Here is a 13746-nt window from a genome sequence, read left to right as displayed (position 1 = left end):
CAGTTCCGTGAGATTGTCTTGATGTTCGCCATCACCAACATAGAACCGCTGTGTGAGCCGCTGTGACCGTGACTCAGCATCTATTCAACACAGCACGCCAGACACCTTTCAAATTCACATCAATCATTTGATCCCATTCCGCCTCGTCGTACTCGGCAAGACGAGTTCCCTCATCTGCGATGCCAGCGTTGTTGTGTGCGAAATCTAGCCCACCATACTCGTCGAGCGCCGTCTGTACCATCGTGGCTACATCGTCAGAGTCAGTGACGTCTGTTTTGACGAACGTCGCTTCGCCGCCGTCGCTCTCGATCATCTCAATCGTCTCGTGGCCGCCGTCCTCGTCGACGTCGGCGACAACGACCTTCGCCCCCTCTTCGGCGAACCGAAGTGACGACTGTCGCCCGATTCCCGATCCACCGCCAGTGACGACCGCGACTCCGTCTTGGATTCCGTTCATGATATCAATCGACACGCCATTGGACGTGACACCATCTCTATTCACAATCTTTCGTCATATACTTATTGGAAATGTTACCGGATCGGATTATCCACTAGCGTAGATCGCGTAGTTGAGTATGACTGCGAACGAAACCCACCCAAGATACGGAACCAGCAATGTAGCCGAGATACGACTGACGCGAGCGAACGTTACAATATTGGCGACAATTGTGATCCACAGCAGAACGATCACAACTAACCCCAGATCAGGCCGTTGGAGCCCAAAAAACACCGGTGTCCAGCTTAGATTTAAAATGAATTGGATGCCAAATGTGGCGAGAGCAACTCGGACTGATCGTTGATTCGTTCCATGCCGCCAAACAATGAATACGGCCACACCCATGAGTGTGAACAGGAGTGTCCAGACGATCGGAAAGAGAATTTCCGGTGGATAGAACCACGGCCGATTGATCCAATCCGTATCTGCGCCAGCGAACACCGACGGTAATGCCCCGAGTGCGTTCACTGCCAGAATCATGCCGAGGGCGATAACTCCCTCACGTGTCGTCAGTCGATATTGGCGAAACATATCTGCTGTACTCTTCGAGTACGGGTAGTGGTTGCGTCGAGTATGATGGCCAGTAGGTTGTTAACCAACTCAGGAGATATCTCGGCCGATTTGTTGGTTAAGAAGAATCGCTCTTATGTAGAGCTGCGGAAAGCCCGTATAATTACACTCAGACAGTTCTAATCTGGCAATATGCCTTCTGCTCAGCCAGCGTTTGGTGGGATGTTTCGGCAGTTGATCGAGCTCGGAGTTATCGAGATCAACACGAAGCCGCTCGATGCCCGCATCGAGCGGCGGCTCAAGCAGTTCTGGGAGAATACATCCTGTCCTCGCTGCGGTCACCAGAGTATTATGACGTGGGAGAAACACGACCGAGTTCGGTGTCGTAATTGCGAATTTAAGCCAGCATACACCCATGGAACGCCATTTCACGAGAAGCACCTCTCCTGCGGTGAGGTGCTTCTCGCTTTCACCCTCTACGCAGATACACTGCTGAGCATCAACCAGATTGCGCCGCTGCTCGGTCGTGCTTACAAAACAATTCACACAGCGATTCGGGAGGCGGAAGCCGCGGTTCAGCGCGGCTTCCCCCTCACCTGGAAACTGTTTAACCAGACCGTCGATGGACCGACACAGGTCGACGAATCTGGCAAAGTCTGTTCTGGTTACAAAGGTCAAGAGCCGCCGCGAAACAGCCGTTCTCGCGGCGGCTCGTCGCGCACTGGCCGATCACGTTGGCGAGGGCGTCATGGTGACCAGCTGACGCTCGTCGCGGCGTGCCGCGACTCACTTCGTGTAATTCGCGGACAGCGCGGGATCGACTACGAAGGCGACCTTGAGCCAGTGATTCAGGAAGCTGAAGACCTCTCCCAGCGGCTGGGAGAGGTCTGGACAGATGGACTCCAAGCGTACCGCGAGATGGATCGGGATCACCGAACTGTCGTCCACAAAGAGAGGTACGTATCGCCTGATGGAGTCCACATCAATCAGGCAGAATGTCTGTTTTCGCTTGTTCAACCGTGGCTGCGGAAGTTCCGCGGCCTGTCCAAGCAAGGCTTGGAACAGGCCGCTCATACATTCGGAATCATTAGATCGCTGAATCTCACAGGCGCATCCGTCGAAATCACCATCGACTGCCTTGTTATGGGGGCTTTCCGTAGTTCTACATAAGAGCGAGAAGAATTCGAGCCATTGCCCAGACATCTCGTCTTTCAGTCGATCAGGAGTAACTGGCAAGGAACCGCTTGCTCGGCAGTGATCAACAGAGTGATTTGTTCCACGAGATCTCTGCTATCAGCCGTGGCTTGTCCGTTCATCTCGAGACAACTGCTCAAGTGTCTGGCATGACTGGCAACACGAGCAAATATCTATCCTAAATTTAAAATTCATAACTGATTTTGAAGACATATGGAGCATGCTCCCCTCTTTGACCCAACACAATTAGGATCGATTCAACTACCAAATCGAATTATGAGTTCGGGCCACCAGACGACGCTCGTTCAGGACTATCTTCCAACTGATGATTTCTTCGAATACCACCTTGAGCGAGCGCGCGGCGGGGCGGGACTGGTGGTTCTTGAAGCCCACGCCGTCCACGAAAGTGGTCTGTTGACTGATCACACAATCGACGCCAGCACCGACGACATCGTGGAGACGTACGAACCATTTGCTGAGGCGATGCACAAGGCCGATACTCGTCTTCTGGCGCAACTCTTTCATGGCGGACGTGAGCGCTACGCCGGTGAGTACGCGCCGCCCGCGCTTTCGGCTTCTGATGAACCCACTGACCGCTTGAACGTCATTCCGCGGCCGATGGAGACGACAGAAGTGTACGAGATGATCGACGCCTTCGTCGACGCAGCGGTACGGATGGAGCAAGCTGGCCTCGATGGTGTCGAGGTCGTCGGCTCACACAGCTATCTGCCAGCGCAATTCTGGAGCCCGAATATCAATAACCGAGACGACGAGTTTGGTGGCACGCTCGAGAATCGATGTCGATTCACTGTAGCGATTGCCGAACGTATTCGCCAACACACGGACGATAACTTCGTGGTTGGGATCCGGATCAGCGCTGAAGAACGCTCTGAACAAGGTCTCTCATTCGAGGAGACGCTCCCAATCATCGAACACATCGACGACGCGGCGACCCTCGATTATTGGAGTGTCGTGGTCGGCAGCTCCAGTACACAGGAAGGCTGTAGTTACATCGTCCCACCGGCCACCGAATCAGAAACGGTCACACGGTCACCCGCCACGGTCATCGATCAGACGGTAGATGGTGAGACGATCGTCACTTCACGTATCAATACGCCGGAGAAGGCGATACGCATGCTTACCGAGACGGGTGCCGACGTGGTCGGGATGACTCGGGCGCTTATCGCCGATCCTGAACTTCCGGCGAAGACGAAAGCCGGGGAGTGGGATGACGTGATTCCCTGCGTCGCTTGTAATCAAGGGTGTATTGGCCGGTACCAAGAAGGCTTGCCGATTCGCTGTACTATCAATCCGGTCACCGGTCGCGAAGCGGAATACAGTGACCTTGATTCGGTGACGACACCGAAATCAATCCTCGTCGTCGGTGGCGGTCCAGCTGGACTCATCGCAGCAACGACAGCAGCCGAACGGGGTCACGACGTTACTCTTCTCGAAGCGACCAGCAACCTTGGTGGGCAGGTGACCGCCTACGCCAACCTTGACCACCGTGGACGCTACCAAGATTGGCTGGCCACTCTCACATCACGTCTCGACGATCACGACGTGACTGTTGAACTCGATACGCAATTTGATCCGGACGACGTCGCCGCCTACGATCCCGACGAACTTGTCCTCGCGACGGGTGCAACCGGGCGTAGACCAGACATTCCTGTCGCTGGGTCGGTCTCATCGTACACCGCGGTTGAAGCACTCCGTGCCGACGATCCATTCGGAGACGAGGTTCTCGTCGCTGACTGGGATGGGAACGAGGCCGCCCTTGATGCCGCTTCCGAAGCTATCAATGCCGGCGCCGATGTCGAGATCGTCACAGCCACGTACACGCCGGGCGAATCAGTCCAGCAGTACATCCAAAATACACTCCTTGGTAATCTCTATGCCGAGGACGCCACACTGACACCACACCATCGAGTCGACGCTGTCGAGGCTGACGAAATCGTTCTCCAGAACGTTTTCAACGACGAGCGTGAACGCCGCGACAGCGTGGACACCGTCGTCTTCGCTCATGGTGGTGAAGCCGACTACGAGCAGTACCGCGCCCTCTCAGATGCTAACGTGCCGGTCCACCGAGTCGGTGATTGCTGGGCACCCCGTTCGCTCGATGAAACGGTCTGGGAGGCTTTCGAGACGGCGACGGAACTCTGAGCATCGAATATATTTTTTCAGACCGTCTCAACGGTCTGTTTCCAGATCGGTGACTCCGAGCAGCTTCTCTCTAGTCACTCTTCGGATTTTGTATCTGTCCGCAAGTTCTTTCGATACTCTGCCCATACTTGATACATCTCTCCCCGTTCCGCTTGTGTCATCGTCTCTTGTTCGTTTGCGTCGAAAATTGGGAGTGCTTCTAACTGACAGTTAGATACTGTTGACGGGAGTAGTCTATTGAAATTGGGAAAAGTTGGCTATCCTCCCACTTGAATGACAGGATATGACGACCGAGACCGACGACAGAGGGAGGATCTATCTCTCTAAAGAACTTCGCGACCGCCACGGAGAGCGGTTCCGTGTGGTCGACCTACCGAGTCAGATCGTACTCGTTCCGCAACAAGATTCGATACAAGGAATCGCTCAACGAGCGCGTCAAATCGAGTCTCTCCGCACGCGACTTCGTGTTCCCACTGTACGACGCAAATCAATTGCGCGATATTCTCAACTCACGAGCCGACGCATTCCGGGAAGATGTCCTTGATGACGACGTGATCCCGAAGGTCGCAGCACTCGCGGCGAAAGAACACGGTGACGCCCGGAAGGCGATCGACATTCTCAGATATTCCGGCGAGATCGCTGATGAACACGGCGACGACCGCGTTCGTGTCGAGTACGTCGATGAAGCACACGAACGCGAGGAAGAGGCGAGACTAGCCGAACTCATCGGGAAGCAACCCGAGCACTCGAAGTATCTCCTTCAAGGGCTCGCTCTCCAGATGCAACAGTCGACCGAGGATGACGCGATGATCCCCTCGAAGCAGGTGTACTCCGCCTACGAAGTCGTCTGTGAACGTGAGGGAACTGACCCGCTGAAAATCCGTCGCGTCCGCGATCTCCTTTCTGAACTCGCGTTTCTCTCGTTGATCGAGCAAGACCGGAAGGGCCGCGGAAAGGGAAAAGGCGCGCATACAGTGAATCAACTCGTTGACGCACCCGAACTCGTCGTGGAAGCGTGTAAATCGGCGTGAGATTCGCTCCTCAGTTTACCACTCCAATGAAACCCGAGGTCCTGAGCAAGTGCGACTGACCAGAGCCATGCGTCTGAGGTTCGGTACTGGGGGAAAAGTTCTCAGCGAACGCCTTTTAACTGTCCTGGTTAAGCGGTTCGCGGTGGAGGACCTCGCTCTCGTTGAAGACGACAATGGCCATCCCAGGCTCTGAGTCGATCGTGACGCTCGTCTCGTCGCCGGCGGTCACCTCATCGGCGTCGGAGTCCCAGGAGCGCAATCCGTCGGTTGCGGGTTCCACGACCACATCAACCCGGTCAGCGTCAAGCGCGTCACCGCCGGCGTGGGTGAACGTCACGACGCCCCCGTCGCCATCCGCAGCCGGTTCATACAGGATCTCGAACGTCGCCTCCGGGGGAATCACGTGTTCGGTCACGGTTCGGGTCTCGTCGCCAGCAGTCCACTCGACAGTGATCGTTGTGCCGGTGGACAGCTCACCGAGCGACAGCGTTTCTCCACCAGTCAATTGGTCCGTATCATCGGCGGGCTGGTCGTCGGCAGGCGCACCATCGATCAGCACTTGGAAGGCAGCGGCGTTACGGCGGACCTCGCCGACGTAGCGGAGCGTCGTCTCCGATCCATCGCTGTCCCTTCCGCCATCATCAACGATGAATCCGCGGCGGGGTGCCGCCGAGAAGTGACCGACGGAACTGGTCGCCGCCCCGTTCTCGAACTCGGTGTGGACGCTGACGACAACGGTGTCATCGAGCCCGACGTCGTCGACTGTGATCGTGTCTCCTGTGGTTAGTTCGTCGTGCTCGGCCGCAAAGGCCGACTCCTGATCGTCTTCTCGCCCCCGGAAGTCACCAGTATTGTTCACCGACACGCGCAGTCGTTCGGGGTCGGCAGGCTGTTCGCCGACGTACTCGATCGTCATCGCCTCGGAGTCAGCATCGTAGGTCGCAGCGACTGCGTCGCGTGCCGTAGTCGTACCGCCGATATGGTGTTCGCGATCGCCGCCGGTCCACACGAGTCGGACTCGCGAAAGCGGCGGCACTGGAGCGGTGAACGAGTCATCCGGACCAAACTCGTCGAGTTTGTCCGCGGGCTGGACATCGGCCGGCGTCCGACCGGCCTGTAGCTCCAACTCCGAGGCTGGAAGCGCTCGGCCACCTCGGTGCTGGACCGTAACCTCGCCGGCGTCTGGGTCGTACTCGATCGATGCGTGCGTGTTCGGAACGACCTCGTGTTCGGCGATGATAACCGGCTCGTCCGGCTCGTGCCACTCAACTGCGACCATACTCCCCAGTGGGAGGTCACCGAGAACCAACTGTTCGTCGCCAGAGAGGGTGTCATGGTCATCAGCGAACTGTGTGTCGGCTGGCTCTCCGTCGACGAGAGTCACGAACGCGTCAGCAGGACGGGACTCCTCGCCATCGTACCTAACTGTGGTCCCGTCCTCGGCGTGTGAGTGGATCCATACGTGCGGGGGACGGGCACGGTAATGGATGAGCGAGCTGCCGCCCATCGGTTCTTCAACGTCGAACGTTAGCTGTACACTGTCGCCAATCGACACGTCCGTGACGGTAACTGTATCGCCAGGTTCGAGCGTTCCGTCGGTGAATTCCTCGCCCACTGTTTGGACGCCTCCTTCGCCGCGGTGGATCAGCCGAAGATTGCTTGCGTCGGCGGAGCGCTCGGCCTCGTAGCTGAGTTCCAACGTCTCGGCATTCATGTCGTACTCGACGTCAAACGCCTCACGATCGACCTGTTCGCGAGCGTACGTGTCGTAGACATTTGCGTCCGGGTCAAACCACCGCAGCATGACGGTGGCAATCAGTCCGGTTTCAATAGTGATCTCATCGCCTGCCGTGAATTTCTCACCGTCGAGAACCGTCTCACTCACCTCCTCGCCGTCGTGCCACACCTCCAGCTCGTCGGCCGGCACCGCCTCGCCTTCAACATGCTCGAACGTCACGGTGCCGGCGGCGCGGTCGAACTGTGACCGGACGCGTGCGTCCGGCGACGCCTCACGGTCACGTTCTGGCGGAGCCTCGACGACGGCGTCGACGAGGATGACTCCGTCGGTTCGGGTGATGTCCGTCTCGATTGGGACAGCGGGGTCGATGGTCCGCACGAGTCGCTCGACGGTCTCGTCGTCGAGGTCGTCGGTGTCACCAGCCGGACGGATCACGTATGCATTCTCCGCCGTTCCCTCGATATCTCTGAGGTCGTTAGGGGCGGTCTCAAAGCCGGCAGCAAACGCGTCTACGTCGTCGGGAATCGAGAGCGGAGATGGACCCTCGTCGACATCCGGAGCCAAAAGCACCGTTTCGAAGCCACCAAGCCGAGGGAGGGCAGCCGTGCCCAGCGACGTTTCCGCAAAGCGATTGACCTCGTCGGCGGCTGCGCGGCCGGCAACGCGAGCAGCTTCGAGCCGTCGCTCGCTCATGTCGTCTGCCGACGAGTCCGAACGGCCGCGTGGATGTGGCGAATACCCGCTGGCAGTCGCAGCAGCCGCGACACCCTCACTGGTGACGAATGCGGCTTCGTCTGTCTCGGTGAGCCGCCAGCCGGCAGGGAGATCGTCCGTCGTCTCGACTTCGTCGGGGAGATCGTCGGTCGATTCATCGCCCCCTTCGCCGACGGCAATCGTCTCACCGTGGTCGGGGCGGTCGAACCCGCCGGCTGCGGTCACCAGTTGAACCCCCCGTTCAGACGGCGTGGTCGTGACGGTCGCAGCCAACTCGTCGACGTCGATGTCGAGACGCTCCGAGACAGAACGGGCGCGGTAGCTCAGGTCCTCTTCTGTGTCGGCGTCGACGCGCTCCGCAATGACCATCGCGTACGTCGTTGACAACGCATCGTTCGCCGGAACAGGGAGAAATGCGTCGGCAAACGGTGGCGAGATATCAATGTCAAGATCACTCGGTCGGTCAGTAACACGTGCGCCGGTTTCGGGGGCGAGAACACCTGTCAGCGCTGCGAGCGTCAGGGCGCTTCCTCCGAGGAAGCGGCGACGGGAGGGACGTACCATGCGCCGATATATCGACACCGCGTATAAAAACGGTCGATGAATCAAATCATTGCTGTAGTCTCTGCGTGTCGGTAGCTCCGGTTATGCTATTGTAGCCAAGAACGAGCGAGCGATAATTGTAACGTGACATCGTGGAATCCGAGAATCTCACGCGAAACGCTTGATGAACTCGCTGTCTAGACCGGCCAAGTAGGAAGTGAGGGCGTCTCATTCTCCCAGCGAATTGCCTCCACAGCCGCCGAGAACTGCTGTAGTCGGTCATCGAGGGCAGCGAGTGGATGCCTATCAAGAAACATCGCGCTGTGTCTGTCAACCGGCGTGTCTTCGTGGTTGAGTTGGATGTGACAAGGGCCAAGGTCTGGATGGTCGGCATCCTGGTGGAAGCCGAGCATCAGGTTTCGGTTCGGTTCGGCCCAGTTGATGCGATAGTATTCATGGTCGATGCCAGTGGGGTACCAGAAGCGAATTTCCAAGCGTGCGGTCGCCGCATCGTATGAGTTACTCAGGAATATCGCCGGATCGACATCCGCGATGACGTACCGTGGTCGGCGTCGAGACGGGCGATAGCGTACGTCCTCACACCCCGCTTGATTCGTCAATCGGTTGTGGATGTCGCTGAGAAGGGTCCGCTGTGTATAGCGATCGTGACCAGCGAGAAAGATCATACTGTGTGAAAGAGAGGTTAGCTCGTGGCGCGGTCGGCCACGTCGGCCATCTGTTTGCGAGCAGCTTCGACGTCGGAGTAGAGTTCCAGTGCGTGCTTTATGAGGCGTCGATCTTCCTCGTTCTCGCGCCAGAACGCGATGGCGTCGCGGCGCTCTCGAAGATCCGTACTCACGAGGTCGCCGTCAGCGAGCGACTGTTCGAGTTCTTCCCACGTCTCGACGTCGTAGGTCGCCTGCCACTCCTCGATCTCCTCGGTGATCGCGGCCAATTCGTTGCGAAGCTCCTCGCGGGTGTTCTCCTTGATGAGCGTCCGGATCTCCTCGAAGAGTAGGCGCGTGTAGTCCGGCTGATAGCGCGTGGTCTCGCCGGCCTTGACGCGACGCAGCTGGCCCTGACCGACGAGATCTTGGAGTTCCTTGTTAGTCGTACTCCAGGCGGCGTCGGCCTGCTCACTAATCCAATTGACCGACCGCGGTTCGCGAAGCGTCTCGGCGACCGCTCGAATACGGTCGCGGGCGCTCATCGACTCAGTCCACGGCTGGACCCCATCTCGCGAGGATTCGGACATCTTTGGCACCTCTTACAAGATCGTTCGCGCGATACTCACATATATGTTTGTGGGCTCTCGTATAATCAAGAGTGCGTTGCGAACAAAGGCCTCTAAATGGTCAACTACCCCACCTACTTCGCTCAGTCTAACAATTTCGCTCGTAGCCGTAGTGTTCAGATAAGCTGATTCCATGCGAAAGCGAACGATCTCAACCACTCGTCAGCAGTTTCTGTTCGGCGTTTCTGAAACAGTTTGAGAAACAGGTAGTTTGACGTTTTATCTCACGAAAGACACGTTCGATGCTGTTCCGATTTCCATGTCGTTCGTATCTGAAATCGAGGTCGTGTTTGCGACAGGCTCGCTGAAGTGAAGCTGATCCATCTACGAGAACAGTTGCGTCATCAATGTCGTGTTTGTCACGGAGAGTAGCGAAAAACCGATCTGCGAGAGCGTTATTTGTCGTCGGTTCAAGCTGTGTATGAAGCAGATCATTCGTTTCCGGATCGACAGCAGCGTACAGCCAATATTGTTCACCGTCAAGCCGAATCACAGTCTCATCGACCGCAACGTGATTCGGGCTCCGCCCAGATTCCGGCTGTAGGTCGGCTTTGTGAACTCAGTTATGAACGGTCGAGCGAACTCTTTCAACACTGAATACCTCAAGAAACGAGACAGTATACGAAAGCGACATTCCCGCTAAATGAAGCTGAATACTGAGCTTCATCAACAACTTCTGTGTTGCCTCTCGCTCCACAAAGTCTACGTTGATCTCGTCTAAACAGCCGCTGAGGCGGTCGTTTTCGGGCATGAATCACTTTGAAAACGCACCGCTTACCTTTCAATCCTTATCTGAACACCGCCATAGCAGACGCCAAAAAGCTGTAGGCGATGATTGCTGACAGAGAGGGCCATAGTGCTTACTAAACTGATGATATCATGAATATCCTATGGTCAATTCGCAGTCCCTAGCGACCGGCTGTTTCAGCCTACGTATCATCTGAATTATGAGGTTCTGGCGAAGTCGTTTGTACAATACTTATCTACTGGTAGAATTCGATCGATCTTATGGTTCGATTAGGTTGCCCCTCCCAACCCGCGAGTTGTCCTGAGCACCTGCCGATTCGAGCTTACTAACTCACAACCCTGCTCGTGCGAGTTTCAGAATCATAATCTCACGGTCCAGATCAATGTCAACACGCCCCCCGTCCGACGATTCAGACGAACAGCCATCCGATGACAATCTCACCGACTGGCCACAAGGCGACTCGGGTCAGCACGAGTCATCCCCACCGTGGATTCCGCTTGGAATTGTTGGAATCGTTGCTGTCGCTATAGGGTGGTTCTTCCGGCCGTGGCTCCACGGGCTCGTCTATACGGTATACACGACGCCGCTGCTGTTGCTAGGCATCGTTGCCGGCAGCGTCGCTGCGTGGGCCACTACACGGTCGGGCGATCGCGTTGAGACGGTCGTTAATGTGCTCTCCAGCAGCGACCACACGATTACGCCACTTCGTGTCGGGGTGGTCGTACTCGTAATCGCCGCGTTTGCGCTGCTACCCGTCGCCAACGCGGTCGCTGGCGTCACTTTGAGCGACCAAACGATGAGTCAGACGGCGACCGTTGAGCGACTCGACGATGTAGATGCCGACAACCCGCGAATCGTCACGCGGGCGGTTGCCGATCGGTACGCATCTAACACACTCAGCCGGCCGCAGTATCGAGTCGGTGACACAGATATCAGCGTGGTGAATGGGACTCCCTACTGGGCGGCACCGCTCGCTCCAGACGGCCTGTTCAATAAGATCACCAAACGACAGGCTGGGACTGTGCTCGTCGACATGACGACCCAGCAGGCGAATGTACGATCCGTTGATGGCGAGCTTGAGACTGGCGTCGGAACGATTTTCCATCGAAACTACCGGTGGGGACTCCTCAAATCGCAGGCGTATCTTGTCGACTACGGTGACCCGAAGATGGTCATTCACAACGATACGCAGTACATCGCCGTCCCGTACTCGGAGCCACAGTTCCATCTGACGCCACTTCCGCACTCTACACCACAATGGGGAGGCGTCGCCGTCATCGATCCAAGTGGTTCGATCGATACGCTCTCGCCCTCCGAGGCCGCAGCCAGCCCGATTCTCGACAACCAGCAACTGTACCCAGAAGATCTTGCGCTCCAGTCGGTCGAAGCAACGAAGTATCGCAACGGAATACTCAACACGTACACGAGCCACGAAGACGAGATCGAGATTGCACCGCTTCCCGGGGACGGAAACGACCAGCCGTTCTTCATCCTCTCTGAATCGGGCCCGCAGTACGTTGTCGCCGTCGAACCGTACGGAGACGCGCAGGGACTCCAAGAGCTGTGGACCATCGACGGTCAAAACGGAACCTTCGAACGTTACGTGCCAGCCGACTCACTGTTCGGCCCACAGCGAGCAGCGGACCTCGTAAGGCAATCAGCGCCACAAACAGATTGGGACCGCTTTACGCCAGCCGAGCCGATCCTTACAGTTATCGACGATCGAGAGTACTGGCAAGTACGCGTCGTCCCTGAAGACAACAGCGGGATTGCATACGTTGCATTTGTCGACGCACGATCCGGTGACGTCGATTCGTTTGAACAGACTGATGCGATCACACAGTTCCTCGCAGGTGAGACCCCAGTTGAGACACCCACAGAGACAGATCCAAGTGAAACGACTGCGGAGACGCCGACAGTCATCGTCCAACGGGTTGCTGAGAACGGCACTGTGATCGAGACTATGACTGTGTACGACGACGAATCAGTCGAGATCCGGACACCAACGAACAGTTCCGCTGGCACAGAGAACACGACCGCCAGAGCGCTAGGAAGCTAGACACAGCAACACAGTTTGTGACAGGGTGGTCTAGTCACAGTACGGAGCGTTCCACTGGATTGAAAAAGGGATAGGTGGCTCTATTGAAGTACTCAATAGGTGACATATTCTGCCCCAGTCGCGATCAGTACAGGGCAAGCAGATATATTCCGATTACTGTTGCTTAACGACGACTGTATCTGCAACGAGGTCGCCGACCCGCTGATTGTCGTCAGTAAGTAATATTGGGCTCTGTAGTTTCGGTACACGGCAGCGGATTTCACGGGAATCGGACGCTCCGGCGAAGGTTGTAGACGGTGGCTTTCAGCAGCATTTCGCGGAACTCTAACCACCAGCTTCGCGCACGCACGGCGGAGCCGAGCGTGCGCTTGATCGACGAGAAGACGGTTTCTGACATGGAACGTTGGTGGTACCGATCACCGTCCATGCGGGCGTTGTGAGCGTGATCGAGTGGATTCATGATCCGGTGTTTAATCAGCGGTCTGATGCCGTTTTCGCGGAGTTCGTCGCGGAAGGCTTTGGCGTCGTAGCCGCGATCAGCAGCGAGGCTCCGCAGGTCGCCGGCGTTGCGCCGAGCGACCTGCGGGCCGATCTTCGCGTCGTGTTTCTTCGAGGTGGTCGAGTGGATGTCGGTGATGTACAGCGTTTCGACATCCACGAGAGCGGTGACTTTCAGCGCTCGAACGCGGTAGTTCGTGCGGTTAGCGTAGTGGCGGATGGGTTGATCACGGTCAAAGCCAGTCGAATCGATAGCAGCGTGGCCGGTGCGTTTCTCGGCTGACGCGCCGAGAAACGCACGCCACGTCTTGGTCGGAATCCGCTCAAACCACATGCGAAGCACCGTGTAGTGTGGAAGTCTGGTTAGCCCGATCTCCTCAAGGACACCGGGCATTTCTGAGAGCAAATCTACCACAACGCGGTAGGATTTGCCCAGCTCGATGCGGAGTACATGCACGGTGAGCATCGCCCATTCAGCGAACCCGCCACCCCCTTCGGGGTCGGCGGGTTCGTCCGGATTAGCGACAACTGATTTAGCCTTAGCCACCGTAACACGCGTGAAGAGACGGATTTCGGATCTCACACCGATCTGTCTCTTCGCTTTCTACAGCAATAACGGAGTCGTCGGCTTCACGTCTAGCGAAACTACAGAGCCAAAATAAATGCTCTGTTGAAGAGCGATCTTATCAGCGGATATCACCGGTTTAGAAGGGTGAAGCCGAGGAAATCGAACCTGCCATGGAAATCGATATCCTCGA

Annotated in this window: 8 protein-coding genes and 3 pseudogenes; 4 read left to right on the top strand and 7 right to left on the bottom strand. The window is 56.9% G+C overall.

Translation table 11 applies throughout. The features are described from left to right. Nucleotides 1-88: 88 nt before the first annotated feature. Both FN829_RS15305 and FN829_RS15300 read right to left on the bottom strand, forming a co-directional pair. A pseudogene (locus FN829_RS15305) lies at nucleotides 89-457 on the bottom strand (SDR family NAD(P)-dependent oxidoreductase); the annotation flags it as partial. Between the two features lie 87 nt (nucleotides 458-544). Continuing rightward, entirely contained in the window at nucleotides 545-976 is a 432-nt protein-coding gene (locus tag FN829_RS15300; RefSeq protein WP_246066564.1) for a TspO/MBR family protein, read from the bottom strand. A 222-nt stretch (nucleotides 977-1198) separates the two neighbouring features. On the opposite strand from FN829_RS15300, the gene FN829_RS15295 reads away from it, so the two are divergent. The 3 genes and pseudogenes from FN829_RS15295 to FN829_RS15280 all read left to right on the top strand — a co-directional run. Then, a complete protein-coding gene (locus FN829_RS15295) occupies nucleotides 1199-2176 on the top strand; it encodes an IS1595 family transposase (protein WP_142987802.1) in 978 nt (325 codons plus the stop codon). Between the two features lie 237 nt (nucleotides 2177-2413). Beyond that, nucleotides 2414-4363, top strand: coding sequence for an oxidoreductase (locus FN829_RS16305; protein ID WP_142987801.1), 1950 nt, complete (start codon nucleotides 2414-2416; stop codon nucleotides 4361-4363). 341 nt (nucleotides 4364-4704) lie between these two features. Continuing rightward, a pseudogene (locus tag FN829_RS15280) lies at nucleotides 4705-5394 on the top strand (Cdc6/Cdc18 family protein); the annotation flags it as partial. A 115-nt stretch (nucleotides 5395-5509) separates the two neighbouring features. Here FN829_RS15280 and FN829_RS15275 read toward each other — a convergent pair. The 4 genes and pseudogenes from FN829_RS15275 to FN829_RS15260 all read right to left on the bottom strand — a co-directional run bounded on the left by FN829_RS15275 (nucleotide 5510) and on the right by FN829_RS15260 (nucleotide 10434). Further along, complete coding sequence (locus FN829_RS15275; protein WP_142987805.1) at nucleotides 5510-8215, bottom strand: hypothetical protein; 2706 nt, start codon at nucleotides 8213-8215, stop codon at nucleotides 5510-5512. Nucleotides 8216-8586: 371 nt separating this feature from the next. Beyond that, nucleotides 8587-9075, bottom strand: a complete 489-nt coding sequence (locus FN829_RS16495) for a hypothetical protein (protein WP_142987800.1) — start codon at nucleotides 9073-9075, stop codon at nucleotides 8587-8589. A 17-nt stretch (nucleotides 9076-9092) separates the two neighbouring features. After that, nucleotides 9093-9644 carry a DUF7342 family protein gene (locus tag FN829_RS15265; RefSeq protein WP_142987804.1) on the bottom strand — a complete coding sequence of 184 codons (552 nt, stop codon included), beginning with the start codon at nucleotides 9642-9644 and terminating at the stop codon, nucleotides 9093-9095. Nucleotides 9645-9799: 155 nt separating this feature from the next. Continuing rightward, nucleotides 9800-10434 (bottom strand): annotated as a pseudogene (locus tag FN829_RS15260) (IS6 family transposase). A gap of 379 nt (nucleotides 10435-10813) precedes the next feature. Here FN829_RS15260 and FN829_RS15255 point away from each other — a divergent pair. Next, nucleotides 10814-12490 (top strand): hypothetical protein, encoded by a 1677-nt coding sequence (locus FN829_RS15255; RefSeq protein ID WP_142987799.1) that lies wholly within the window; start codon nucleotides 10814-10816, stop codon nucleotides 12488-12490. A gap of 259 nt (nucleotides 12491-12749) precedes the next feature. Here FN829_RS15255 and FN829_RS15245 read toward each other — a convergent pair whose 3' ends face one another. Further along, entirely contained in the window at nucleotides 12750-13571 is an 822-nt protein-coding gene (locus FN829_RS15245) for an IS5 family transposase (RefSeq protein WP_142987798.1), read from the bottom strand. Nucleotides 13572-13746 lie beyond the last annotated feature (175 nt).

The organism is Halorubrum cibi, assembly GCF_900182635.1.
Taxonomy (GTDB): domain Archaea; phylum Halobacteriota; class Halobacteria; order Halobacteriales; family Haloferacaceae; genus Halorubrum; species Halorubrum cibi.
Note: the sequence above shows the minus strand (reverse complement) of the source record. Positions and strands in the feature narration are given on the sequence as shown.

Coding starts and splice junctions, on each gene's coding strand:
- FN829_RS15300 (WP_246066564.1), bottom strand. CDS start 976: ATGATTCTGGCAGTGAACGCACTCGGGGCATTACCGTCGGTGTTCGCT.
- FN829_RS15295 (WP_142987802.1), top strand. CDS start 1,199: ATGCCTTCTGCTCAGCCAGCGTTTGGTGGGATGTTTCGGCAGTTGATC.
- FN829_RS16305 (WP_142987801.1), top strand. CDS start 2,414: ATGGAGCATGCTCCCCTCTTTGACCCAACACAATTAGGATCGATTCAA.
- FN829_RS15275 (WP_142987805.1), bottom strand. CDS start 8,215: ATGGTCATTGCGGAGCGCGTCGACGCCGACACAGAAGAGGACCTGAGC.
- FN829_RS16495 (WP_142987800.1), bottom strand. CDS start 9,075: ATGATCTTTCTCGCTGGTCACGATCGCTATACACAGCGGACCCTTCTC.
- FN829_RS15265 (WP_142987804.1), bottom strand. CDS start 9,644: ATGTCCGAATCCTCGCGAGATGGGGTCCAGCCGTGGACTGAGTCGATG.
- FN829_RS15255 (WP_142987799.1), top strand. CDS start 10,814: ATGTCAACACGCCCCCCGTCCGACGATTCAGACGAACAGCCATCCGAT.